The following is a 25,973-nucleotide window of genomic DNA, read 5'->3' as shown; positions in this document are numbered from 1 at the left end:
TAATATGAGTTTGACACTACAACAGGCTTTAAATATCACCCAAGGCGCATTTGAGGCTGGTATTACATTAAAAACTGCCCCACTCACTGTGGCTGTACTAGACAGTGGTGGCAAACTAGTTTCCCTACAGCGGCAAGATGGCTCAAGCATGTTACGGCCTGATATAGCCACAGCAAAAGCATGGGGAGCATTAGCATTAGGATGTTCATCGAGAAAACTCGCACAAGATGCGGAAATTCGTCCGGCGTTTATTTCAGCCATTAATGTATTGGCTCAAGGCAACCTCGTTCCTGTACCTGGTGGTTTGCTGATCAAAACAGAAACTAATCAAATTATTGGTGCGGTCGGGATCAGTGGTGACTTATCTGATTTGGACGAAAAGTGTGCGCTGGAAGGTATTTTGCATGCAAAGTTGTATTCATTAGATACATAAGTAAAATAGTGTCTATAATGTACAATATTATTTTTGGAATATCAGCAGATTAGGCCATGACTAAATTAACGAAACTATCGAATACTAAAATTCAGGCAAAGGCCAATAATCAAACTCAAGATGATGTGGTGTACTGCTACATCTTTGATGCGATTTTGGAGCAGCGCCTACCACCAAATACCAAGCTCAATGAAGAATCATTAAGTGAAATATTTGGGGTAAGCCGCACGATTATTCGTCGTGCCCTCTTACGCCTATCGCTTGAGCAAGTTGTTGATATTAAACCAAATCGTGGCGCTACTGTTTCAGCGCCAACCATTGATGAAGCGGTTCAAATATTAAAAGCGCGAGAAATAGCAGAACTTGCCGTAACTGAACTCGCAACAGAAAACTGTAACCAAGTTCAATTGCAAGTATTGCGTAATTTAGTCATTAGTGAAAATGAAGCCATTGCTAATAATGATGTGGGTAAAGGTATTCGCTTATCCGGTGAGTTCCATATTGAGCTAGCTAAAATGGCTAAAAATGCCCCTTTGCTGCATTTTTTACGCAGCTTGGTTTCACAAACCTCTTTGCTTATCGCTCAATATGAAGGCAGTAATAATAGTAATTGTTCACAAGACGAACATACAAACTTATTAAATGCAATTGAATCGGGTGATAAAGAGCAGGCGCTTCACTTAATGGATCACCATTTACAGCATATTAGAGCTAACTTGAACTTAAATGATGATGCCACATCCAGCGACTTACATGTCGTATTTTCAGATGTAATTCGCTCAAGAGCTTAAGTGCTCATATTCTACAATTTATCCAAAATCTAAAACCCTGATAGTGCATAAAACTATCAGGGTTATTTTTATTTCATGGTATCTACACTATCGATATCAATAGAAATAGAAATAGAAATAGAAATAGAAATAATAAAAGACTCAAGCACCATTTTGAAGTGATGGCTTGAGCTTTTTTACCCCTTAGTAACTAAGATGTAAGCAACTAAGGTGTGAGTAACTACCGTGTGAGTAACTACCGTATAAGCGACTAAGATGTATTTTTCGACTACGATTACGTTAGTTAAATATCTGTACCTGCTTCGTCTTCTTCAACAATATCATTCTCTAAGCTTGCCTCTGCCAACCATTGTTGAATGGCTTCACTTTGAAGCACTTTTTCTTGATACTGCCGAGCAAGATCAGACAACTCAATTTGATACGTTTTAAAACGCAATGCTAAAGGTGCGTACATCGCATCAGCAATCGACCACTCACCAAACAACCAAGCATTGGGGTTCTGCTTCATTTGCTCAGACCACATGGCATCGACTCGTGCAACATCCTTTTTGGCTAAATCACTCAAATCTACCTTTCGAATAGCACGACAATTCATTGGCAACTCGTTGCGAAGCGCGCTAAACCCTGAATGCATTTCACAAGCAAGTGCACGCGCTTTACCACGCAACGATTGATTTTGTGGCCAAGCTTTTCCACCTAAAACATTTTCATTTATGTATTCTAAAATTGCTAATGAATCCCAAATAGCGACATCATTATCCACCAGAGCTGGCACTTTGGCAGCCGGTGAAACCGCTTGTAGTGATTGATAAAATTCATCCGTAAATAAGGTCAACTTAACCACATCTACTTGTATATTATTTTGGGCGAAAATAAGCCAGCCACGTAAAGACCAACTCGAATAATTTTGATTACCTATATATAGTTTCATTCACACTCCTTGTGTTGATATCTTTTTGTAGTAACCCTTTCATTATAAGACTATAAAATGGGTTGTTTCGTTTGAATTTCATCCAGAATAAGCGAGAATTTAATTAAAGTAAATCAACCAAATATTACAACAATTAATAAAACGATCACTGCAATAATACCGAAAACTTTAAGGCCTAATTTAACGTCCCCACCACCATTTGGCGCTTGATTACAACATCCCATCATTCTCTCCTTTTTATTTCTTAAAGGGATTATAAAGCTTACTACAAGGGTAAAGTAAACCACTATCTAACTTATTGGCGTGCCATAAAAAATACCCTGCCAAATCTGACAGGGTATCCGTTCGTTTATTATTATTTTAGCGAGTAATTATTTTCTTAATGCATTCAGCTTGGCTTGGGTTATTCCAAACACACTGCCCGCACCAAAGGTAAAATCATCACCCAATACACCCGCTTCAACACCCGTAAAAATTTCAAGCGCCTGAGTCACATGCTCAATTGCCCAAATATGAAAGTCCCCTTTCGCCACGGCTTGTCGTACTTCGGCGGATAACATTAAATTATGCACATTCGATTGCGGAATGATCACACCTTGTGTTGAGCGACGACCTTTAATTTTACATACATTAAAGAAGCCTTCTATTTTCTCATTCACGCCACCAATCGGCTGTGCTTCGCCAAACTGATTCATAGAACTTGTAATCGCAATATCTTGTCTTAATGGCAACTTAGAGTACGCCGATACAATCGCACACACTTCCGCCATCGAGGCACTGTCGCCATCAACGCCGCCATAAGATTGCTCAAAGGTAATATGCGTGGTTAACGGAATCTTGGCATTTCGACCCAAAATTGAGGCAAGGTAAGCCGATAAAATCATCACACCTTTCGAGTGAATACTGCCGCCTAAATCGACATTACGCTCAATATCTAAGATATCGCCATCGCCATAAGCCGTCGTTGCCGTAATACGGTTCGGTGCTCCAAACATGTGATCGCTCGTCGATAACACAGAAAGCGCATTCACCACTCCCACAGCGCAGCCTTCTGTTTTAATCAGCGTGGTGCCATTGCTGAAGGTTTCCATCACATTATCTTGCAAGCGATTAACACGTAGCTCTTGATTGCTTAAGGCTTGATCAACATGTGACGCCCGGATCAAATTGGATTTTGCACCACGAGCCACGTAGTTAGATTCACGCAATAAGTTAGCAATATGAGCAGAGTGTAACGATAACTTATTCTGATTTCCCGACATCCGTGAGCTATGTTCAATAATCTTGGCAATGGCTTTTTTGTCGCAATGCAACAAGCCGTTATCGCGCACTATGCTTGAGATAAAACGTGCATAATGCATTTCAGCATCAACGGTACGGGTCATCTCATCTTCAAAATCTGCGGTGACTCTAAACAGTTCGCTGAATTCTGGATCGTAATGTTGTAAGAGTTGATAGGTCCGATAATCACCAAATAAGATGATTTTCACATCCAATGGAATCGCTTCAGGATCAAGCGATACCGCACCAGATAATGTCACCTCTTTTTCAAGCGACGTTAAGCTTAACTGACGAGCTCGTAAGGCGCGTTTAATTCCATCCCACACATAAGGCTGTTCAAGAACCTTAATCGCATCCATCAATAACACGCCGCCATTGGCTTTATGCAAACTGCCAGAGCGGATCAATGAGAAATCCGTAAAGACTGTACCTTTATAAGTTGCCGTTTCGACACATCCGAAAATGCTGTGATAATTGGGACTATCTTCCACTACAATCGGAAAAGTATTATCAACCTGATTAACCAAAACATTAATACTATAACGGCGCGGAAGTTTGCCATCTAAAGACGCAGAAGCAATTTCATTTTGCTCATCACTTTCTTGTAAGAAAATTTCAACATTCTCGACAATATCTTTTTGCAAATCCGATAAATGCTGCTTTATTTCGGGGTGCTCTGCATAAACGTCTTTTAACGCTTTAATTTGATAAGCCAGCACATCTAATGTGGTTTCATCATTCAGCTTTTTGATCTTATCGCTAAAGGCTTCTTCCCATTCCGTCAGTTGGCGAACCATACCGCGAAGTTTGAACTCTAACGCATCAATGGTGGTGCGAAAATAATCTTGCTCTTTACGGGTCAATGAATCAAAGGTTTCTTCACTATGCAGCTTTTCTTCATCGAGCATGGCAATAAATTCATAATCCCCTTGCATCGTTACCGCAAGGCTAACGCGTTTTTCTTTCGCTTCTTTGGTTATTTCTTCTAATGCCGTTTGTTGTTTCTGATTTAACTGATTTTTTAACTTTTCTGAGCGAGTAAAATACACTTCATTATCAAACGCTAGCGGCAACGCTTTCACTAATTTACTGAGCAGTTTTTCAATATCGAGGCGAAACGGCTTACCCACTCCAGACTGAAGCTTTAACACTTTTGGTTTGCGAATATCTTCAAAATTAGCGACATAGCACCAATCAAACAGCTGTAAATCTTCAGGTTTATGGCGGTTAAGGTAACGTAGAATCATCGTCCGTTTGCCTAAACCATTTTGTCCCGATGCATAAATATTGTAGCCTTTGTCTTTAATTGACATGGCAAATTCAACGGCTTTTTGGGCGCGTTCTTGACCTACAATTTCATCAATCGGTGGAATATCTTTGGTTGATTTACAAGGAAATTGCTCAAGATCAGCAGGATTGTAAAGCTTAGAAGCATCAAGAGTATTGAAAAATGATGCAGGAGATGTTGAGTTCAAGTCAGTTGAATGCGAATTTTTCGACATAAGCAATCCTTACTCAGTTAAAGGCTATAAACCACTGTAGCACTGCATACATTTAGAGTAGTACGCTTTTATCGTAATTTTTGTGATTAGACCTAAATTGATGATTAAGCGGTCAAATATCACTCAAATCCCATACCAAAAATACCACCCGATCATTATCAAATTTTTCGATAAAGTCATTCAAAAAAGTTTTGACCTGTGATGAAAAAAAAAGAGATATAATCCCCGACACTCAATAAAAATCCAGATGACGCTAACGTTGTCCATTTATCATTAAAAAGGTTTCTTATGACGCATCCAATAATTAAAGATCTTACCAGCCGCCACACTGCTAAACGTTATGATTCAAGCAAGAAAGTTTCAGCCGAAGATATGCAGATATTAAAGGATGCTATACGTTTATCACCATCTTCTATTAACTCTCAACCATGGAAGTTTGTTGTTTTAGAATCAGACCAAGCGAAACAGCGCTTCCACAATACCTTTGCAAATAAATTCCAATTTAATCAACCGCATGCAACAGCAGCGTCACACATCATTTTATTTGCTCATAAAATGCAGTACATCAGGGCTGATTATGAAAAAGTCGTCGATCAAGGCATCATTGATGGTCGTACTAAAGCAGAAGACAAACAACAAGCTTTTGGTGGGTTTGTATTCGTCGATTTAAATACCAATGAGCAAGGCTTCAATAACGATTGGACCAAATCTCAAACTTACCTTGCTTTGGGTAATGCCTTGCATACTCTAGCTCGTTTAGGCATTGATTCTACAACGATGGAAGGTGTCGATTCTGAAATGATTGGTCAAGAGTTTGCAGCCGAATTAGATGGCTACGAGTGTCATGTTGCCCTTGCGATTGGTTATCACGACTCATATGAAGATTATAATGCCAAGTTGCCTAAATCACGTTTGGCTGAGCAAGAAGTAATGATCACTTTATAATCAATTGTATTAATGATTATTTTTCTATGGCAGCTTTTAAACAGGCTGCCATTTTTTATAACTGCGTTTAAACCTCCCTCTATTTCCAACAGCCCAATCACTCCCAAATCATGTTGCAAAAATGCTAACAATCATTTGCCAATCCACATCATTCGAATTATTTGACCAACTCGAACAAATAATTCCAATTTATCGTGACGGAGATCACACTTATAATGGCTGCATATTGATTAGCTCGTTGGTGAGTCTAATCAGACGGAGGAAATACCATGAAAAAATTACTAACTGCAATCGCTATTACAACTCTATTTAGTTCAGCGGCAATGGCGGCATCTTCATCAGATGTAACTTTACAAGTATCTCAACGCTACAATAATGCGATAGTTACCGTGGAACAAGATGGTCAACCGTTAACCGATTACCCTGTGACTATCGACGGCATGGGATCTCGTCAAGTAATGACCAATGATCATGGCCAACTACATTTCGCAAACCATTACAATAATGTACAAAGCTATACCTTTACGATTAATGACCAAAATGGTAACGCTATTTCGAAAACTGTCAGCATTATTGGTGATAAAAACTAGTACAGCCAATTAAACGACATTTAGATAATAAGGAGTCATTATCTATGTTTAACCTTGGTACTAAATGACACCTGCAGGAAAACAGCTGTGTCATTTGGCATAAAACATCTCTCAGTACACTTCCCCACCCCCTCATACATATCATATTCTTAAGCCTTAGCTCACGATTCATATCGCTGCTATAGTAACTGCATCACTTTTATTATAAGTGACACCATAAACATTACTTTATTGACTAAATCGCTTGGAGAATTTATGACGTTATCCCCTTTTCATCTCGCTATTCCTGTTTATGACTTAGCGACTGCTCGTGATTTTTATCACCGCGTTTTTGGACTCGAAGAAGGTCGTTCTAGCGATCATTGGGTCGATTTTGATTTCTATGGTCATCAATTAGTGATTCATGAGCATCCAAAAACCACCACTCAAGAACATGCTCATACTAATGCAGTGGATGGTCACAATGTTCCCGTGCCTCACTTTGGTATTGTATTGCAATGGGAACAATGGGAGGCGCTTGCCGATCGGTTAAGACACTTTAATATTGAATTTGTGATTGAGCCCTATATCCGCTTCAAAGATCAAGTTGGGGAGCAAGCCACTATGTTTTTATTCGACCCTTGCGGTAATGCATTAGAATTCAAAGCCTTTAAAGACATGAGCCAGCTGTTCGCTAAGTGATAAGATATCAGCATAACCAACAACACAGCCGGCTTAAGTAGGAAGGTAAGATGAAATTATTAATCGTTGGCGCAACAGGTTTAGTGGGGCGTCGCGTTTTACAACTCGCTTTAGCCGATCCTAAAATTACGTCAATTATTGCTCCAACTCGCCGCGCACTGCTGGAACACCCTAAGTTAATATCCCCTATTGTCGATTTTGAGCAACTCCCACCGCATGAAACATGGTGGAATGTCGATGCCGTGATTTGCACATTAGGCACCACCATTAAAAACTCAGGTTCGAAAGCCGCATTTAAACGTGTCGATCATGACTATCCTTTGATGGTGGCAAGCGTCGCACATCAACATGGTGCCTCCACTTATGCACTCAATTCAGCCGTTGGTGCTAACGAAAACTCAAAGGTTTTTTATAACCAAGTGAAAGGTGAATTAGAACGAGATTTACAAGCAATTGGATTTAACTCACTCACCTTGGTTCAACCCGGTTTAATCGGTGGTATGCGTAAAGAGTTTCGATTAGGCGAACGAGTACTGGCGATAACATTAGCTTTCTTCGGACCAATACTGCCTAAACGATGGCGCATAAGCCCGGCCGACAATATTGCAAAAGCTCTATTGAATTCGGCAATAGAATCTAAATCAGGTTGTCACTGTATTGGCTCTGAGCAATTAGCGGGGTGAGGTTTAAAACTTGTGTTGTCCGGCGTTGTCATTCTGGATAGCGACGAAGGAGCGTAGTTCAGAATCTTCTAAAGCATGTTGCTAACTATTCTATACCCCGAAGTGAGTCAGTGATTTTCTTATATTAGCAATTAATGAATAATTAAAGGTATGATGGGAAGTAAATTAACTCGATGCCTAATTTTAATGGTGCAGATCACTTAATGAGCACCCAAAAGAAATATACGCACCAGAGTAAGCGACTAGCGTAATTGTACTTGGTCGAGTGTTTGAGTACTCGGTAATGTGGTAATAAAGAGAGATTCCATGGCAAAAAAAGAAGAGATTTGTATTGAGAAGATCTCACGAGAAATGACTCAAGGAAAAACAGCACCTTACCTTTGTACTGATGATGAAAACAATAAGCATATTGTCAAGGGGCGAAAAGCCGCATCTAGCGGTCTAGTTAAAGAATGGATCTGTGCACGATTAGGTACTGCTTTTGGCTTGCCAATCCCAGATTTCGCATTAGCATGGGCCGATGCTCCTTTACAAAAAGTAAAGGAGTTATACGAGTACAATTTCGCTTCAAGATTTATTGAGAATATTCAAGATGTAACAACATCAACGTTATCTAAACTACCAAAGCAGTTACTAAAAGACCTTTACTTCTTTGATTACTGGATTAGAAACAATGACCGAACTCTTAGACAAGGACAAGGGAATCCAAACTTTTTTTATAACCCAGCCAAAGATAATGCGCTTGTAATTGATCATAATTTAGCGTTTGATAAGGAATTCGAACTTAGCAAGCATAAAGAGCTACATGTGTCCGCACCATTTATAGAGTGGAACGAAATATTCGAGACTGAACGTGCATACTACACAGAGTTAATTGAACTATCTCTAAAAGAAATGGAAAATATGCTAGCTGAGCTTCCTGAAGAGTGGCTTGAAATCTATTCTATAGAACAGGTTAATCAAGAAATTTTACCTATACTAAGCCAATATAAAAACGACAACTTTTGGGAGGACATCAAGTGAGAAAACTGTTTGAGTACGCTGTTATACGTTTTATGCCATTTGCTGAAACCCAAGAATTCGCGAATGTTGGGATTGTTCTATGGGCTAACGACTACCCAAATACAGTGCTTATTAAACTTGCACCAGCACCATTTACACGTATCAACAATTTTTTTGATGACATTGATGGGGGGCTTTATGGTAAAGCCCGTTCATTTATGGAAATAGAGTTAGAACGTATCAAGCATTATGTAAAGAGGGTTGATGGGAATGAGTTATCTGCTGTAATGCATGAGTTAACACGCAAACGTGAAGGAGTAATCACCTTCAGTGAAACTGGTGTAATACTTGCTGAAAATGGCGATGCCGTTCTTAATCGCCTATATCAAACTTATATTGGCAGAGATCTACCAATAACCAAAGAGCAGCGTGAGCGATTAATGGTTAGAGAGCTTAAAGAGCAATTTGGATCTCTTCCATTGAGATACAAGGAAAGCTCTGTTGATGCTGGGTTTGGTAAAATAAAAATTCCACTAGTTACCTTAATTGGCAGAGACCTTCGTGCAATTAAACCGATGTCATTCAACCAAGCTAAACCCATGGATATTGCAGATCATGGAGACAGATGGATTTCTCGTGTTGGGCATATACTTGATGCGAAAGCAATTAAAGCTGACGACTTTTTGTTTACGATTGAAGCACCAAAATCTAATAAGCATGAAATTCTAATGGCGTTTGACTCGGTAAAGAATGGAATGAAGCGATTAGGGGTTCAAGTCTTACCTTTCAAAAACAAAGGGAAGATTCTCGATTTTGCTGAACCAGATTTATCAATAACACCAGTTGACTTCAAACTAAACTAAGTACTGTATAAGTGATATTTTTTGAACCGCCTTCGGGCGGTTTTTTGTGCTCGCTACAAACAATGCCCCACGAGACAAATAATCTTCGTGGGGTATTTATCGCCATATCAATAGTTAAATTCTAACGCCACTTCAACAGCCGCTTTTCTATTTGCCCAATCACAAAGCTGATTATTATGCCAAGCAGAGACAGTATTGCCACACCGGTAAATAAACGGTCGAGATCGTACAGCGATCCGGCTTCAAGAATATACGCACCAATGCCGTACTCGGCGCCAAGCATTTCTGCCGCCACTAGCAAGATAATAGCGATCGCTAAACTGACTCGCAGGCCAGATAATATGCCCGGCATAGCGCCCGGCAGTACGATTTTACGCACAATCGAAAACCAAGACATCGAGAAGCTTTGCCCCATCCGAATAAGCGAACGATCGACATTATCGACCGCACCATAAGTTGCCACCACGGTTGGGGTAAACGTACCAAAGGCAATCAGCGCGTATTTAGATACTTCATCAATCCCAAACCAAATAACAAATAACGGCAGTAATGCGATTTTAGGAATAGGGAAAATCGCTGAAATTAATGGTACTAATCCTGCCCGCGCCAATGAGAACAAACCAATCACTAAACCTAAGCCGATCCCCACCACCACACCAAGACTAGCCCCCACCGCCAAACGAGTTAATGACGGCAACAGCTGCTGCCATAACAAACCACTTTGATAGAGGTCGACAAAGGTTGCCCACACATTAGAAGGTTGAGGGACCGTTAGCGGTGACAGGAAGCCACTGCGTGAACCTAACTCCCACAACGCAATCAATGCTACAAATACAATAACGCCAACCCAAGGTTTCGGCTGAGGAGCAAAACCACCACCGCGAAATGGCACCGGTTTTTGAGTTAGGTTATCCATTGATCAACTCTCCTTCTGCGGCCATGGCTTCATCTCGCATTAAGTTCCATAGATAGGATTGCTTTTCGGCTAACTCAGCATCTCCTGCATGGCGTTCATTCAATGGCGTTTCAATTTCAACCACTTCATGGATGCAACCAGGGCGGCGCGATAGCACCACAATTTTATGACCCAACCTCACCGCTTCATTTAAATTATGCGTAACGTATACCGCGGTGAAAGGTTCTTTAATCCACAAGCTCACTAAATCATCCATCAATAGCTCGCGAGTTTGGCTGTCGAGTGCTGACAAAGGTTCATCCATCAACATTACCGCCGGTTTCACAGCTAAAGCACGCGCAATCGCCACCCTTTGCTTCATTCCGCCTGATAATTGCTTAGGCAGTGCTTGGCGAAAATCGCTTAAGTTAGTTCGTGCCAGAACATCGGTAATAATGCTCTCCACTTGTGCTTTCGGTAATTTATGGTCTTCCAACACCACGCTGATATTGCCTTCCACCGTGCGCCAAGGCAGTAGCGCAAAATGTTGAAATACGTACGTTAGCGGATTCAAACATGCTTGTGGCGGCTCGCCGACTTGTAAAACCTGCCCACTGCTCGCTTGCTCTAAACCGCCAATCAAGCGTAATAAGGTTGATTTTCCACAGCCAGACGGCCCAACAATACAGACAATTTTTCCGGCTGGAATATCTAAGTTGATATCGCGCAACACTTCCATAGGTCCGTATGCATGGCTTAGTTTTTCAATGCTTAAATTCATATTGTCTCTGGTATTTATTTAGTGGCTTCTTTTTTCATATCCATTGCTTTTGTATCAACTGATTTAGCATCAACCGTTTTCACATAACTGGTATCCACAATATCAGTCAGCTTGATTGAAGTATTAACCATCTTACCTTGCTGAAACCAATCCAATTGATTTTGCAAAGACGCCATGTTTAAGAAGTTATCGGCATTTAATCGCATCGAACCATTGATGATGCTTGGGGCGGCTTTGTCGAGAGGTTGATCGGTATAGATGTATTTATGGATCAGTTTCACCATATCATCTTCACCTTGCTGACCTGCGGTATGATCGATCATGGCAGCATTATAATCCGCCGCACCCTTAGCAATTGCAGTCAGGAATGCTTGAGTTTGCGCGCGTTCGTCGGTGGCATTGTGGGTGGAGGTAAAAATGGTGGTGACTTGGTAATTAGGCAAGTAATCCGACACATTACCAATAATATGAACCGCGCCAGCATCCGCCAAAGGCTTAGCAATATGCGGAACAATCGACCATGCATCTACTTGGCCTGATTTCATTGCACCAATAATCGCACCGACTTTTTGCAACGGTTTAAAGTGCATGGTGATGTGATCTTGGGCTTCAATTTGTGCGCCAACATAATGGAACGACGATCCTTTCTGGGAAATAGCCCACATCTTGCCATCGAGTTTAGATGGATCGGTCACGCCAGATTCAAATGCTTTATTGGAAACCACAATTTTTTGACCACTGACTTTTGGATCTTCCGACAATGAACCACCGATAATTTTGATCGCGCCTTTATCAGCCAAGGAAATCAAACCACCCGACATTGCGGTCACGGCGTAATCAACATCTTTAGATGCTACCGCCACTGCCATTGGTTGCGCCGCTTGGAAGAATTTCAGTTTTACATCCAACCCTTGCTGCTTAAAGTACCCACGTTCAAGCGCCACAAAAGTCGCAGCATGACTGGTGAAACGTAGTGCGCCCACCGTAATTTCTGTGTTTTTAACAGCCGCGGTATCTTGCGCAAAAGCATTCGCAGTATAAATAGTGGATAAGGTCGCAAGTGAGCTAATTAAGGCCAGTAAAGGTTTTCTTTGAAGGTTGAACATCCTGTTCTCCATGCCGGTTATTTTTATCGTTATATTAATGCAAAAATGTCTTGATGAATTGTTACAAATCGGAGGTATATCACTAAACTATGTTATTTTATAAGTGGAATCAATGGTCAAGATAGCCCCCACCGCACACTCTTCACTTAAAGATGCATTCATAACCGCTGCATCCATAGCACCTTACACATATAACGATCTTTGTTGTTCAGTTTTTTCGAACAAGTTCATTGATCTACGCCCATCATCAAGCTCAATATCTTGTTCTATTATGAATGCATATTAACTAATCATCCCGAGGTCACTATGTCTCAATTAAATCAACGTCCCGTGCATTTCGTTATGCAATCTCAAAATACATCCGATGGTGACGGAGTGAAAATTCGTCGGGTTGCTGGTTTCAATAATAAATACTTCTCACCGTTTTTAATGGTGGATGAATTAAAAGCTGACGATAAAAAAGATTATGTGGGTGGTTTTCCTCCGCATCCTCATCGCGGTATCGAAACCTTAACCTATATGATGAATGGGCACTTTCAGCACAAAGATCATATGGGCAATGTAGGTGAATTACGCAGCGGTGGCGCACAATGGATGGCAGCCGGACAAGGCGTGATCCACAGCGAAATGCCGATCATGGAAGATGGTCAATTACACGGTTTTCAGATTTGGATTAATCAACCAGCACGCGACAAAATGCAGCCTGCTAAATATTTTGATTTTCAGCCTGAATCAATTACTGAAAAATTTATAACCGAAACGAATCTACTGCGGATTTTATCAGGCGACTTAATCGTGAACGGTGAACCACTACAAGGCCCATTAACGGATACAGGCGTACCGGCTACTGTTGCTGATTGGAAAGCCCAAGCAGGCAACACTATTTCACTCAAAATACCAAGTGGCCATAATGCACTTATCTATGTCTATAAAGGGAATGTAACCGTTTCAGGAAAGGCATTAAAACAAAGTGACTTTGCCATTATGAAGCCTGTTATGCCACTAGATAATAGCCATGATGAAATTGAAATAACATCAGATTCTGACACCGGACTGCTGATTTTTGTAGGTGAACCGATTGATGAACCCATTGTCCACCACGGACCTTTTGTGATGAACAGCATTGATGAAATTAACCAAGCGATTAATGACTATCAAGCGGGTAAATTTCATCGTTATTAGTCTAGCTAGCGAATCACATCGTGCTTCAGAGCTAGAGCTACTTGAGATATTGATCGAAAACTAAAAGCTTCATGAATAGTTAACATACCCAAGCATCAATAGATCACTATAATTACTGTGTGTGCTTCTGATTCGCAATCATAATAAGCGACTCCCTGCTTAGTTTATCGCTTTAGAGTAAACGAAAGCAGGGATTTTTTTGTTTAAAATTCATTACAACTAAAAAATAGCTTTATGATTTTTTGGCCTAGTCACCATAAATATCGAAGTTGAAATATTTAGCTGCAATTTTGTCGTAAGTGCCATTTTTACGTATTTCCGCTATTGCCTTATTAAAAGCATCCGCGAGCTTGGTATCTTGTTTACGCAGAGCTAACGCCGTTCCCTCTCCCACATAAGCTTTATCCGTTACTGGCGTGCCAACCAACGCAAAGCCTTTACCTAATGGTTTATCTAAGAACGCCAATTGAAGTTGATCCGCATTACCAAACGCTGCATCGAGACGACCATTTTCCAAATCTAAATAGACTTCGTCTTGACCTTTATAACGTTTGATAGATGCCACATCACCAAATTTTTCCGTCACATAAGTATCATGAATAGTGCCAATTTGAACACCAATCGTTTTACCTGTTAGACCTGCTTTATCCAGAGTAAAACCAGCATCACTTTTTGCGACAAAACGAGCCGGAGTTTGGTAGTACTTATTAGTGAACAGAATACGTTTTTTACGCTCTTCAGTAATACGCATAGACGCCATAATGACATCCGATTTGCGCGCTAATAATGCAGGGACCAAACCATCCCAATCTTGAGTGCTCCACACACATTTAAAATTGGCTTCTTTACATAATGCCGCGGCAATTTCGATATCAAAACCTGCAGGCTCACCATTTGAATCTTTGTAGTTAAAAGGTGGATAGGTGAAATCTGAAGATAAACGCACTACCTTTTGATCGGCCGCTTGCGCCGGTAGCCACAACATAGAACAAAGCACAGCCGCAATCGTAATTATTTTTTTCATGACTAAATCCTTTTAAATTATTATATTAGATGTACCGTTTGTATTCGGCGTATTGTTTATATTAAGTATATTGTTTTAACGCATTTAATGTTTCAACCATACTGGCTTTGCTGCCAATGGTGATACGAACACACCCTTTCACACTCAATTCATTAGCGGGGCTTCTTGCAACAATGCCTTTGCTAATTAAGTAATCATACATACTACTTTGAGTGTTAAATCGCACGAGAACAAAATTCGTACTCGAGGCGTAAACTTTTTCGACGATAGCTAATTCTGAAATTTCAGCACTAAACCAGTCTCTTACTTCTATTAGCGACTTAGTTTGCTGTTCCATCTGCTGAATTCCTGCGGGACTCAGTGCTTTTTGAGCAATTTCAGCGCTAGGATCCGCAATAGGATAAGGGGCAATTAAGCGAGAAACATAGGTCATCACGCTAGAATCTGCCAACATAAAACCCACCCGAATCGCCGCTAAACCAAAAGCTTTTGATAAGGTTCGAATCACAATCAAATGTGGATATTCAGCCATTAAGCCAACTACAGAAGTATGCGGTGCAAATTCAATATAAGCTTCATCAACCACCACTAGTGACTTATCTTTACTCGCTTCCAATAAGGTAAGTAAATCTTGCTGGTGCAGCACATTGCCGGTGGGATTATTTGGCGAACACAAAAAGACTAAACTGGTTTTATCAAGCTTGGTTTCTATCGTGGCGAGATCCAATTGAAAGTTCTCTAATAATGGCACCACGGCAGTATTCACCGAAAATGCATCAGCGCAAAACTCATACATACCATAAGTCGGTGGACACACTAGGATTTGATCGTTACCTGGTTGGCAAAACGTGCGAACTAATAAATCAATTGCTTCATCCGCCCCACGTACCGCAATGGTTTCAAGGTTTGACGAAAAGACAATATTAGATTGGTATTCGCAGTAAGCTTGGTAGTCGGCAGCAATATCATGAGGCAAGAAATCAGGGTAACGATTGTAGTGCGTGTTTTTGCCTTCGCTCACATCACCGTATTGGCAGCAACTTTCAAGCTCATTCGCATTAAGCCATAAGTGCCCTGTATTTCCGGTTTGACGAGCAATACGACGTGCCGATTGATAAGGTATGAGTTTTTCTACCGCTGGCGGAACTAATTTTTCAGCTAATGGTTTCATGACCACCCTCAGTTTAAATTGAATAATAAAATACACAAATACGATAAAAATAAATATTAATGCCATTTATGTGCATATTTATTTTAATAATTACATCATATACAAAATTAAGTTGAAATGAGAATCGAAAAGTTGTCATACTAGCCATGATAAAATCGCATAGCTACAAAGGTGAAATGACAAAAACCATATACCAAAAATTATGCGTCAAGAAGAACAAAATAAACAGACAAGGGACGCCATGTTTAGCCGACTACCTTCTACCAAAGAACTGCATGCTTTTTTAATCACGGCAGAAGAGCAAAATTTTACCGCCGCTGCACAACGTTTAAACCTCACTCAAGGTGCGGTTAGCCGACAAATTGGTTCACTCGAACAAAAACTGGATGTGACATTATTTCAAAGACATGCCAGAGGATTAACCTTGACCACCAAAGGACATACCTTTATGGCATCAGTAGAGTCTATCTTGAATCAATTACAACGTGCGGTAGAACAGATTTCCTATGATAAACAGAAGCTAAAACTAAAAGCACCCAGTTGCATTACGCCTTGGCTACTCCCTAAGTTAATGAATTTTCAGCAAGCTCATCCAGAAATTGATGTGGAACTGACGTCAACCATTAAGCATCAAATTAACTTTACCGCTGAATCCTTCGATGCCGCTATTGGCTACGGCGACTACTCACACAATGCTGAAAACTTACTTGCTGATTTACTGTTTGAAGAAGTGCTTACACCCATGTGCTCACCGGAGTTACTGACGGGAAAAAAAGGAAATGAAAGCTTTGACTTCGCAAGCCTGAGCGCTCTCACTTGGCTACATGCAACGCCGCAAAAATCGGATTGGGATCTATGGCTAACTCATGCTAGTAAAGCGCTGCAACAACCTCAACTGATTCATTTAACTGGCGCGAAGAATCAACACTTTGCCACCCTAGATCTCTCTGTGAATGCTGCGATTCAACAGTTTGGAATTACGATTGGTGATGTGACACTTGCACAACAAGAAATTGAATTAGGCCGCTTGGTTACACCGCATCCACTACGCATTACATCAGGAAAGGGTTATTACTTGGTTAGGCCAAAATCGACCGAAAATGAAAGTTTAAATAGGTTAATTACATGGCTATGCAAAGAAGTGGAAAGCGCTGACAGTTCCATCTAAGTCATGCTGAAATACTATGCCGAAGCGATAAGCTATATCTTAACGACAAGCTATAACTAAACGAGAAACTGCACCTAAATGACAATACTCATCATTTAGGTACAGCTTGTAGGTAAGTCTTGAAATAGGACTATATGGAGACTTGACCCATTATAAAAAACAATTTCGAATCTAATGCTTCAACTTCAAAAACACTTGTCCAATGCCAACTAATATTGACCCCGCGATTAAACCTAATAAACCGCTAATGACGAGGGGCGTGATTGCGTTCACAAACGTCAGCGCTGCAAAAGGGGCATTAAGTGCCAATGTCCAGTGATGCACCATTGATAGACTGTGCTCAATGATGCCCCCGCCCACTAAAAACATCGCCACAGTACCAACCACGGTGAGCACTTTCATTAGTTTAGGCGCCATCGCAACAAGGCCATTACCGAAAAAACTAAGAGCGCCCTTGCCTTGGCTTTTACGTTGTAAATAAAAACCTAAATCATCTAATTTGACAATACCAGCGACAAGCCCATAAACGCCACACGTCATCATAAATGCAATAAGACTCACAACTGCAATTTGAGTTAATTGCGGATGTCCTCGCACGATCCCCAATGCAATCACGATGATTTCTAGTGACAAAATAAAATCGGTACGAATCGCGCCTTTGATTTTCTTTTGTTCATAGGCCATTAAATCCTCAGGAGTCAGATCATTATTGCCTTGATCGGCATCTGATTGCTTATTGATAGGATGTTCATGATGAAGATATTTTTCCAGTACCTTTTCTGCGCCTTCGTAGCATAAATACAAGCCGCCAATTAATAATACTGGGGTGATCAACCAAGGCGCAAGCGCACTCACGAGTAAAGCAGACGGTACTAAAATCAACTTATTACGAAACGACCCTTTCGCTACACCCCATACCACAGGGATCTCACGTTCAGCCCGCACACCCGAAACTTGTTGAGCATTTAATGCTAAGTCATCACCTAATACACCAACGGTTTTTTTAGCGGCCACTTTTGACATCACGGCCACATCATCCAGTACAGAGGCAATATCATCTAATAACGTGAGTAGGCTTAATCCGGCCATGAGTTTTCCTAAATAAAAATCAGATCTAGATCATAATACGATAATAGAAAAATATATACTCAAAGGCATTTTTATTGGCTGGATAATAAAGAAATATCTACCTAACGACCAGCATTAGGTAGAGGTGCAAAGATGCATAATATGAAGGGGGGTAATAGACTTTACCATTATAAATAGTGCCTATTATGTAGTCATCTTAGCGTAATATGAAAAAATAAAAACAGAAGCTTTTCAGTCTTTTATTTCCTCATTTATGATGTCCGAATGAGCATTTCATACCGATAAAATCGGCCCAACACTAAAAATAATGTGACCCGGAATATCAGTATTAAAAGTCAATTGATACGCATTTTGCTTGCAAATATTATTCACGATCGCAAGCCCTAAGCCATGTCGTTCATTAGACGTTCTGGAACTATCGGCTTGATACATAGGATCTAAAATATGCTCAATATCTTGCTGACTGAGTGGTTGGCATAGATTATTACTAACCTGTAACTGCCATTGATTTTCATCACCAGTCGGTAGGATTTCAATATCAACTTTAGAGCCATCGGGGCTATAAAACAGCGCATTATCAAGCAAGTTATTAATAATCACATTAAGAGAAAATGAATCGCCATACAAAAGACTCGTTTTCAGATCGCATGTCACTCTTTCTTGAATATTAGGCGCTTTGAATAACAAATCATCTAGCACTTGCTGGATCATTATTTCAGTATCAACATCATCATACTCAAGCTGCAGCAACTTCGATGAAGAACGATGCAGAAGCAGCAGTTTATCCACAATGTTCTTCATTCTCGTGGATATTTTCAACATATCGTCTTTGTAGGTTTTCCCTATACGCTCATCATTTGGATAACGAATATAGACTTCGCTTAAACTCATGATCTCAGCAATAGGCGTTTTAAGTTCATGAGCAATATCACTGGTTAACCGTTGTTCATTTTGTAAAAAAAGCTGATTTGCCGTAATAAACGCATTCAATTCTTTACGTATTGGCGCAATTTCTTCAATTGGTATTTCTGATGCAGGAACTTCAATTAGTTGAACCGTAGAGTCTCCTCGATTCAAGTTTACCTCAATTTTTTTGATCTCTTCATTAAGGTACTGTAATGGCGCTAAACCCTTGTTAACAATCCGAGTGGCGATATAGCGCATTAAGAAAATAGAAAAGAAAAAGCTGACCACGAGTAACACATCCAAAAATAGCAACATGTTCTCTAAAGAGTCATTCGATTCGTACAGTGCCAGATAAGCAGGATGAACGTGATTTGTATTTAACAACTCTGAATCAGGAAGAAAGTAGGAAATAGACGCTCTTCCGGTTTCCCCATTTGGCAATCTTACATCAAGAATTTGAGTGGTATTGAGCGGTAAAGGTATTTTTAACAGCTCATAATCTGGGTAAGAATTTAATGAATTAGAGCGTTTGAAGATATTATCTTGATACCATAGCTGATAATAATGAATATCCTCATTATCTGTGGATTCACTCATCATGGTGTCATCAAAGTCAACTTTATCATCAGTGACACGCACTAAGGATTTCAAATAATTTGTTTTATTGACTAAGGCTTTATCAAATTGTGAATCTGCCCAACCATCCATACTTAAATCAACGGATAAGTAAACGGCAAAAATAATCACACCGAATAACAGTGATATTGAATTCACTAAATTACGCTTGATTGAACGAGGCTTTTTATTCTTCACGATGCACTCTTTTCTATAATATAGCCAAAACCGCGCTTATTTTTAATGGGTAAATCACCACCGCATTCACGCGCTTTTTTTCGTACCGATGACAGGTGTGATTCAATGGTATTTTTGGATAAATGATCAAAGTTACCCATTACGGCTTCGCTGATCATTTCAACATTCACCACTCGCCCTTGGGCCAGAAATAAACATTCAATGATCTTAAATTCATTGCGAGTTAAATCGATGATGTGATTAAGATAGGAAAAATTCTTTGTTTCAAGATCAAGTGTAAAACCCGCAATGTGGTGGCTATTGCTCACTTGGTTGGTTTGGCCACGACGCAATAACGCAAGAATTCTGGCATGCAACTCTTCAAATGAAAATGGTTTCGTTAAATAATCATCTGCACCTTGCATCAAACCATCTATTTTATCTTTCGTTAGATTTTTAGCCGATAAGATGATCACTTTAGTTTCAATATTTTGCCTTCTGAGTGACTTTAAAATATCCATGCCATCAACATTAGGAAGCATTAAATCTAAAATGATCAAATCATACGGATTCAGCAACGCCATGCTTAAACCTGTTGCACCATCTCCAGCTTCATCAACCGTAAAACCAAGATTATTTAGGCCAACCATAATGCTTCGACGTAACGCTTCAGAATCTTCGATGATCAATAATTTCATAATTTCTCACAGGGTATTAATGCGTTTCAGTATTAAGTAAACACTAAATCAATCACACTCAAATGATAGTAAAGGCTCAATAAAAAGGCCCAACATGTGGACCTTAACTTTTACCAATCACATTGATTATTTTATGAAAAATGGGTAAATAACACCACGCCCCACACCATTGCAGACATGATTAAACTTAATGTCACTATCGCTGAACCGACATTTTTTGCCACACCAGCAAGTTCATGGTAATCCAAACCAACACGGTCAACCACCGCTTCAATCGCGGTATTGGTCATTTCAGCAAATAAGACAAACATCATCGATAACATAATCGCTAATGTGTGCATGGCTGGAATATCAAGCCATAAAGCAATCACCGTTAGCGGCACAAACAATATCAATTCTTGTTGGAACGCGGCTTCATTTTTTACCAACCACTTCACACCATTAGAACTATGTACCAGCGTATACATAAGACGACTGATGCCGGTGCGTTTGACTATTTCTTTTTCGTTCATTTTTAAAACTCAATTAATATTATTTTGATTGGCAAATTGAAAATAAATCTTTTTGATCATTTTTCTCTTTGGTTGTCACACCCATAAAACCAATAACACTATGGAATAAATTATCATGAGAGTAGCCCATTTTTTGAGACTCACTCTTCACACAATCCAGATTAATGTGCTTTTGAGTAGCGTATTGTTTCGGTATCCACATTAACCATGGAACGGTTGTTTGCTCTTTCGGCGCAAGTGCATAAGGCGTGCCATGCAAATATAAACCAAGTTCGCCCAATGACTCACCGTGGTCGGACATATACATCATTGCCACATTATATTTGTCGGAATATTGCTCCAACGTTTTAACCACTTGCGACAAAAAGTAGTCAGTATATACCAATGTATTATCGTAAACGTTAGTTATTTCTTGATCGCTGCATTGCTCTATATCTTTACTATTACACCAAGGTGCAAACTTCGCCTTTTCAGCAGGAAAACGTTGGAAATAGGTTGGCCCATGGCTGCCAATTGTATGCAAGACTAAAAGCTTATTTTTACTGTTATCTGACTCTAAAAATGGCTGTGCTTCTTTTAACATCACTTCATCAAAACACGTTTCTCCATTACATAATTTTGGGTGTTTTTTCGGATCAACATTAATCAACGCGGTTTTTTTCGCCACTCCCTTATCCCCTCCATCATTATCAATCCATAAGGTTTTTACACCACTTTTTGCAATAATATCTAAAGCATTATCTTGACTATTGGCACGTGCTTTTTTGTAATTACTGCGATCCATATTCGAGAACATACACGGGACAGACAATGCGGTATAAGTTCCGCAAGAAGACACATCTTGAAACGAAATTAGCCCTAAGCCTTTGGTATATGGCTCAGTATCACGAGCGTAACCATTGGCCGTAAAATTCATACTACGAGCCGTTTCACCCAAAACAAACACCACTAAAGTCGGTTTTTTATTTTCTACCGGTTTCAACGCAGCGTCTTGCCCAAGAGAAACATACTTTAAAGGCTTTATTAAGAAATTTCTGTTCACATATTGGAACGTATTATAAACATGAGCAGGAATAATCATTTTGTTTAAATACTTATTATTTCTTCCTACCGAGGCATAATCTTTGTAAGTGGTCACTGCAATCAACGCGATTCCACAAACTGCAATCATCACGACAATAATACGACTAAGTAATTCTTTTAGAACAGACGACCTATACTCAAGCTTCACCCACAAGATCAATATCGACGGGATCAGGCCAAACACCACAAAATACAAGGCTGAGCGGAAGGTAAGGTAAAATGAAATTTCAGATGAATTCGTTCCGAAAACATTTTCTACCATCGATATATCAAACAAGATGTTGTACGTCACTATGCCATACAAAGCGATGGCAGAAGTAAGGGTAATAACCGCCATAATCGGTTTAAAAATAGCAGGCCACGCCAGTAAGGAAAATATCACCATAAAGGCAAAACACAGCACAAACGGCGCCGTATAAGGAAACCAAAAATCTGGCACATCGGTGCTTAATGAAAAAATACGACTTACTATTGGGTAGTTCAGCACAAAACCATAGTATATGGAGAGTATGACAATCAAAGTCGTCACTTTCATAGTCGGACGCGAAACGATATTGAACCATTTATTAGACAGAACGTTGCTCATGGGGAAACCTATAAAATCAAAGTGAAGCAAAGATAAACTCTGAAACTTAAGGTTTACTGAAGACAAGCTGAATCTTGCCTTAACTCAACTAAATAACGCTCACAATAAGAAGTAACGACAAATATAAATAGTAAAGATACGGAATAATCGACACTTTGTGCCAACGATAAGATGAGGTAAATGATAACTAATCTTGTTTATGATCATCATGGGGAATAAGATAGAAATACTGTAAATATGAATAAGGAGTTGCTAATGAAAGATATTCCTCTCGGTTTTACAACGGGCCGTGTTATTCAACGTACTGATTGGGCGGAACACCTTTTTTCGCTCACGGTTCAAGTCCCTGCCAATGCTTATCCCTCTCCTGCCTTTATTGCAGGGCAATTTTCAAAACTGGCGTTACTGAATCAACAAGACGAATGGGTAAGACGTGCCTATTCAATGGTGAATAAGCCAACACTTCAAGATGATCAACTGCTGTTAGAATTTCTAATCATCGAGATACCGCAAGGACAGCTCACGCCTCACTTAGGACATTTACAGATCGGGGATGATATTTATGTCGGCACTCAACCTTCAGGATTTATGACATTAGAGGAAGTCCCAACCAATACAAAAGATTTATGGATGTTGTCTACCGGTACTGGCATCGGCCCATTTTTATCGATATTAGAAGAAACAAAATCATGTCAAAACTTTGAACACTTAGTTTTAGTACATGCCGTACGCACTCAAGCTGAGTTAGTTTATAAAGAGAAAATCATTGAGTTAATGAAAGCGTATCAAGGCAAGCTTCGTTATGTTCCCATTGTTTCGCGTGAAACAGTAAAAGGAGCGTTACAAGGCCGAATTCCTTCTGTACTTGAATCAGGCCAATTAGCCGCAGCCGCTCATGTTCCATTAACCAAAGAACATAGCTTCTTTTATTTATGCGGCAATCCAAACATGGTGCACGACACCAGAGATACACTAGAAGCAATGGGCTATAAAAAACATTTAAGGCGTGAATCCGGTCAATTTAGTTTCGAAAATTATTGGTAATGATTATCGGAATATATTGGTGGTGAATTCGGATAATCATTATCCCTATATAGATTTTTATCTCGCTACTGCCTTCAACTTGCAGTAGCGAATTTAGCCCTTCCTAGTTAAAGAAAAATAGTCCGCCTTCCCTCCTGTCATCTACCTTTCAAATTACTGTCACACAACTGTCATACTTCAACCTTAGAGTGGCTCTCGTCAACTGAATAACTCAACGGCATGATGCCACTAAAGGAAATTAGGTATGAAAAAAACATTAATCAGCACCTTAGCAATTCTTGGTGTACTAGGCGCAACTTCTGTATCAGCAAAAGAAACGATCTCTGCGGTTGGTTCAAGCAGTGTTACCCCATTAATGGAAGTGTTCTCCGAAACTTATACCAAAGCAAATCCAGATGTTTTCATTGAAGTTCAAGGCCCTGGCTCATCGGCTGGGATTAAAGCGGCAAAAAATGATTCTGCCGATTTAGGCATGTCATCTCGCAATCTAAAACCTGAAGAAAAAGAATCAAACTTAAAAGAAGAAATCATCGCTCATGATGGTATCGCAGTGGTGGTTAACCCAAAAAACACTGTGAAAGGTTTAACGGCTGCACAAGTTACCTCAATCTACAAAGGTGAAGTTTCAAACTGGAAACAAGTCGGCGGCGAAGATAAGCCTATCGTAACCATTACACGTGATACGGCTTCAGGTACGCGCGGTGCTTTTGAAGACATCATGGATCTGAAAATGAAAGTCAACAAAATAGAAGTTTCTGCAATTTCTCAGCGTGCTCAAGTGGCTAATGGTAACGGCGGTCTAAAAACCATGGTGGCAAGTAACCCTTACGCGATTGGCTACATTTCATTAGGCACGGTTGATAACTCTGTCCATGCTTTATCGATTGATGGTGTTGATGCAACGGTTGCGAATATTAAAAACGGCACTTACAAAGTTTCTCGCCCATTCCTTGTGTTATACCACGAAGGTAAACCTTCACCATCAGCACAAAAGTTCCTTGATTGGATGTTAACGAAAGATGCACAAAAACTCGTGACATCTCATGGCTACATCGACATCCACTAAGATTTCAAACGCTACCCTTTAAATTATTGCTGAGTTCGTGAGAGCTCAGCTTATTTTCCATTTCGGCTATTATTCATTTAAATGATAAACCGAAATGTGAGTTTGATTATGACCATCGCCACTGCTTGTTATCTCATCTGAGTAATAAACAAATAGTGACTAAAAAATAGTGACAAGCTTATGAATACTGTCGCCAAAACGAAAAAGACAACCGATCATCGCGAACCACATGTTGATCTTAGTCAAAGTATGGATGTAAGTCCTAAACCAAATCTGCGCCAAAAGTCAGGTATCGATTGGAGAGAGAGAATCTTCCACATCCTGTTTTTAGGCAGTGCGATTGTAGGGATCGTTTCACTGGCGCTTATCGCCTATTTTATTGTTGCGGAAAGTCTTCCTGCCTTTAAAGCTGTTGGCGTCTCGGCCATTGTCTTTGGTGATAACTGGTTACCACCAGCGCTCTATGGCATTTACACTATGATCGTCGCCTCTGTCGTCTCGACATTTGGCGCAGTTGTAGTCGGAGTTCCAATTGGATTATTAACGGCTGTTTTTATTGCCGAGATTGCGCCTAAAAAACTGGCGGACGTCATCCGTCCTGCAGTGGAATTACTGGCAGGTATTCCATCGGTTGTTTACGGCTTCTTCGGGCTAATAATCATCGTACCGCTCATTCAAAACATCTTTAATATTCCCGCGGGTAATACCATTTTAGCGGGGATAATCGTTCTAGGCGTCATGATCCTTCCCACGGTAATTACTGTATCAGAAACCTCAATTCGAGCCGTACCTCAAGCTTATAAAGAAGCATCATTGGCACTCGGAGCCTCTAAAACTTACACCATCTTTAAAGTCCTCGTTCCGGCGGCTCGATCTGGCATTATGACGGCGGTTATTTTAGGTATCGCACGCGCACTTGGTGAAACGATGGCAATCATAATGGTAATGGGCAACGCCCCCGCGATGCCAGAAGGGATCTTAGATTCTGCTCGAACCTTAACGGCTAACATTGCGATTGAAATGTCATACGCAAGTGGCATTCATGCAAGTGCACTCTATGCTACTGGTGTGGTTTTACTCGCCTTTATCATGATTTTAAATGCTGGTTTGCTTTACCTTAACCGCCAGAAAGCGAGGTAATTCTTATGACTATTCACTCTACACAAAT

At 40.1% G+C, this 25,973-nt stretch carries 25 protein-coding genes; 13 read left to right on the top strand and 12 right to left on the bottom strand.

From position 1 onward, the window contains the following. Window positions 1-4: 4 nt before the first annotated feature. Together FH976_RS03870 and FH976_RS03865 are read left to right on the top strand one after the other, a co-directional pair. On the top strand, window positions 5-433 hold the full coding sequence (locus FH976_RS03870; RefSeq protein ID WP_194089597.1) for a GlcG/HbpS family heme-binding protein: 429 nt from the start codon (window positions 5-7) through the stop codon (window positions 431-433). Between the two features lie 56 nt (window positions 434-489). After that, window positions 490-1,224 carry a GntR family transcriptional regulator gene (locus tag FH976_RS03865; protein ID WP_194089596.1) on the top strand — a complete coding sequence of 245 codons (735 nt, stop codon included), beginning with the start codon at window positions 490-492 and terminating at the stop codon, window positions 1,222-1,224. Window positions 1,225-1,507: 283 nt separating this feature from the next. Here FH976_RS03865 and FH976_RS03860 read toward each other — a convergent pair whose 3' ends face one another. After that, window positions 1,508-2,155 (bottom strand): glutathione S-transferase family protein, encoded by a 648-nt coding sequence (locus FH976_RS03860; protein ID WP_194089595.1) that lies wholly within the window; start codon window positions 2,153-2,155, stop codon window positions 1,508-1,510. Between the two features lie 371 nt (window positions 2,156-2,526). After that, window positions 2,527-4,938, bottom strand: a complete 2,412-nt coding sequence (locus tag FH976_RS03855) for a Lon protease family protein (protein ID WP_194089594.1) — start codon at window positions 4,936-4,938, stop codon at window positions 2,527-2,529. A 288-nt stretch (window positions 4,939-5,226) separates the two neighbouring features. On the opposite strand from FH976_RS03855, the gene FH976_RS03850 reads away from it, so the two are divergent. The 6 genes from FH976_RS03850 (at window position 5,227) to FH976_RS03825 (ending at window position 9,702) form a co-directional block, all read left to right on the top strand. Beyond that, window positions 5,227-5,883 carry a nitroreductase family protein gene (locus tag FH976_RS03850; protein WP_194089593.1) on the top strand — a complete coding sequence of 219 codons (657 nt, stop codon included), beginning with the start codon at window positions 5,227-5,229 and terminating at the stop codon, window positions 5,881-5,883. A 269-nt stretch (window positions 5,884-6,152) separates the two neighbouring features. After that, window positions 6,153-6,473 (top strand): Ig-like domain-containing protein, encoded by a 321-nt coding sequence (locus FH976_RS03845; protein WP_194089592.1) that lies wholly within the window; start codon window positions 6,153-6,155, stop codon window positions 6,471-6,473. Between the two features lie 255 nt (window positions 6,474-6,728). Continuing rightward, window positions 6,729-7,154 carry a VOC family protein gene (locus tag FH976_RS03840; protein ID WP_194089591.1) on the top strand — a complete coding sequence of 142 codons (426 nt, stop codon included), beginning with the start codon at window positions 6,729-6,731 and terminating at the stop codon, window positions 7,152-7,154. 50 nt (window positions 7,155-7,204) lie between these two features. Next, complete coding sequence (locus FH976_RS03835) at window positions 7,205-7,837, top strand: Rossmann-fold NAD(P)-binding domain-containing protein (protein ID WP_194089590.1); 633 nt, start codon at window positions 7,205-7,207, stop codon at window positions 7,835-7,837. Window positions 7,838-8,143: 306 nt separating this feature from the next. Beyond that, the gene (locus FH976_RS03830; protein WP_194089589.1) at window positions 8,144-8,860 is read left to right on the top strand and encodes a HipA family kinase; all 717 of its coding nucleotides are present in this window, start codon (window positions 8,144-8,146) and stop codon (window positions 8,858-8,860) included. After that, window positions 8,857-9,702: a DUF3037 domain-containing protein gene (locus FH976_RS03825; RefSeq protein WP_194089588.1), complete on the top strand. Its 846-nt coding sequence runs from the start codon at window positions 8,857-8,859 to the stop codon at window positions 9,700-9,702. The genes FH976_RS03830 and FH976_RS03825 overlap by 4 nt, the downstream gene beginning before the upstream one ends. Before the next feature lie 121 nt (window positions 9,703-9,823). Here FH976_RS03825 and FH976_RS03820 read toward each other — a convergent pair whose 3' ends face one another. The 3 genes from FH976_RS03820 to FH976_RS03810 are packed head-to-tail and all read right to left on the bottom strand — an operon-like array spanning window position 9,824 to window position 12,484. After that, complete coding sequence (locus FH976_RS03820; RefSeq protein ID WP_194089587.1) at window positions 9,824-10,618, bottom strand: ABC transporter permease; 795 nt, start codon at window positions 10,616-10,618, stop codon at window positions 9,824-9,826. Further along, the gene (locus tag FH976_RS03815) at window positions 10,611-11,378 is read right to left on the bottom strand and encodes an ABC transporter ATP-binding protein (protein WP_194089586.1); all 768 of its coding nucleotides are present in this window, start codon (window positions 11,376-11,378) and stop codon (window positions 10,611-10,613) included. Before FH976_RS03815 ends, FH976_RS03820 begins: the two co-directional genes overlap by 8 nt. Before the next feature lie 14 nt (window positions 11,379-11,392). Then, window positions 11,393-12,484: an ABC transporter substrate-binding protein gene (locus FH976_RS03810; protein ID WP_194089585.1), complete on the bottom strand. Its 1,092-nt coding sequence runs from the start codon at window positions 12,482-12,484 to the stop codon at window positions 11,393-11,395. A 306-nt stretch (window positions 12,485-12,790) separates the two neighbouring features. On the opposite strand from FH976_RS03810, the gene FH976_RS03805 reads away from it, so the two are divergent. After that, window positions 12,791-13,666, top strand: a complete 876-nt coding sequence (locus tag FH976_RS03805; protein WP_194089584.1) for a pirin family protein — start codon at window positions 12,791-12,793, stop codon at window positions 13,664-13,666. 247 nt (window positions 13,667-13,913) lie between these two features. On the opposite strand, the gene FH976_RS03800 is transcribed toward FH976_RS03805, so the two are convergent. Continuing rightward, window positions 13,914-14,690, bottom strand: coding sequence for an ABC transporter substrate-binding protein (locus FH976_RS03800; RefSeq protein ID WP_194089583.1), 777 nt, complete (start codon window positions 14,688-14,690; stop codon window positions 13,914-13,916). Window positions 14,691-14,751: 61 nt separating this feature from the next. Continuing rightward, window positions 14,752-15,861, bottom strand: a complete 1,110-nt coding sequence (gene hisC / locus FH976_RS03795; protein ID WP_194089582.1) for a histidinol-phosphate transaminase — start codon at window positions 15,859-15,861, stop codon at window positions 14,752-14,754. Between the two features lie 241 nt (window positions 15,862-16,102). On the opposite strand from hisC, the gene FH976_RS03790 reads away from it, so the two are divergent. Continuing rightward, on the top strand, window positions 16,103-17,029 hold the full coding sequence (locus tag FH976_RS03790) for a LysR family transcriptional regulator (protein ID WP_194089581.1): 927 nt from the start codon (window positions 16,103-16,105) through the stop codon (window positions 17,027-17,029). A gap of 171 nt (window positions 17,030-17,200) precedes the next feature. On the opposite strand, the gene FH976_RS03785 is transcribed toward FH976_RS03790, so the two are convergent. The 5 genes from FH976_RS03785 to FH976_RS03765 form a co-directional block, all read right to left on the bottom strand. Then, the gene (locus FH976_RS03785) at window positions 17,201-18,118 is read right to left on the bottom strand and encodes a DUF808 domain-containing protein (protein ID WP_194089580.1); all 918 of its coding nucleotides are present in this window, start codon (window positions 18,116-18,118) and stop codon (window positions 17,201-17,203) included. A gap of 273 nt (window positions 18,119-18,391) precedes the next feature. Beyond that, window positions 18,392-19,837, bottom strand: coding sequence for a sensor histidine kinase (locus FH976_RS16085; RefSeq protein ID WP_194089579.1), 1,446 nt, complete (start codon window positions 19,835-19,837; stop codon window positions 18,392-18,394). Continuing rightward, the gene (locus FH976_RS03775) at window positions 19,834-20,514 is read right to left on the bottom strand and encodes a response regulator transcription factor (protein WP_194089578.1); all 681 of its coding nucleotides are present in this window, start codon (window positions 20,512-20,514) and stop codon (window positions 19,834-19,836) included. The genes FH976_RS16085 and FH976_RS03775 overlap by 4 nt, the downstream gene beginning before the upstream one ends. Before the next feature lie 131 nt (window positions 20,515-20,645). Next, on the bottom strand, window positions 20,646-21,026 hold the full coding sequence (locus FH976_RS03770) for a diacylglycerol kinase (RefSeq protein WP_194089577.1): 381 nt from the start codon (window positions 21,024-21,026) through the stop codon (window positions 20,646-20,648). 19 nt (window positions 21,027-21,045) lie between these two features. Then, the gene (locus FH976_RS03765) at window positions 21,046-22,695 is read right to left on the bottom strand and encodes a phosphoethanolamine transferase (RefSeq protein ID WP_194089576.1); all 1,650 of its coding nucleotides are present in this window, start codon (window positions 22,693-22,695) and stop codon (window positions 21,046-21,048) included. A 255-nt stretch (window positions 22,696-22,950) separates the two neighbouring features. Here FH976_RS03765 and FH976_RS03760 point away from each other — a divergent pair, with 255 nt between their 5' ends. From FH976_RS03760 to pstC, 3 genes are all read left to right on the top strand, one after another. Continuing rightward, entirely contained in the window at window positions 22,951-23,739 is a 789-nt protein-coding gene (locus tag FH976_RS03760) for a ferredoxin--NADP reductase (protein WP_194089575.1), read from the top strand. A gap of 244 nt (window positions 23,740-23,983) precedes the next feature. Next, window positions 23,984-24,805 carry a phosphate ABC transporter substrate-binding protein gene (locus tag FH976_RS03755; RefSeq protein ID WP_194089574.1) on the top strand — a complete coding sequence of 274 codons (822 nt, stop codon included), beginning with the start codon at window positions 23,984-23,986 and terminating at the stop codon, window positions 24,803-24,805. A 249-nt stretch (window positions 24,806-25,054) separates the two neighbouring features. Continuing rightward, window positions 25,055-25,945 carry a phosphate ABC transporter permease subunit PstC gene (pstC, locus tag FH976_RS03750; RefSeq protein WP_194089658.1) on the top strand — a complete coding sequence of 297 codons (891 nt, stop codon included), beginning with the start codon at window positions 25,055-25,057 and terminating at the stop codon, window positions 25,943-25,945. The last annotated feature ends 28 nt before the right edge of the window (window positions 25,946-25,973 follow it).

It is taken from the genome of Vibrio hibernica (genome assembly GCF_015223435.1).
Lineage (GTDB): Bacteria > Pseudomonadota > Gammaproteobacteria > Enterobacterales > Vibrionaceae > Vibrio > Vibrio hibernica.
Note: the sequence above shows the minus strand (reverse complement) of the source record. Positions and strands in the feature narration are given on the sequence as shown.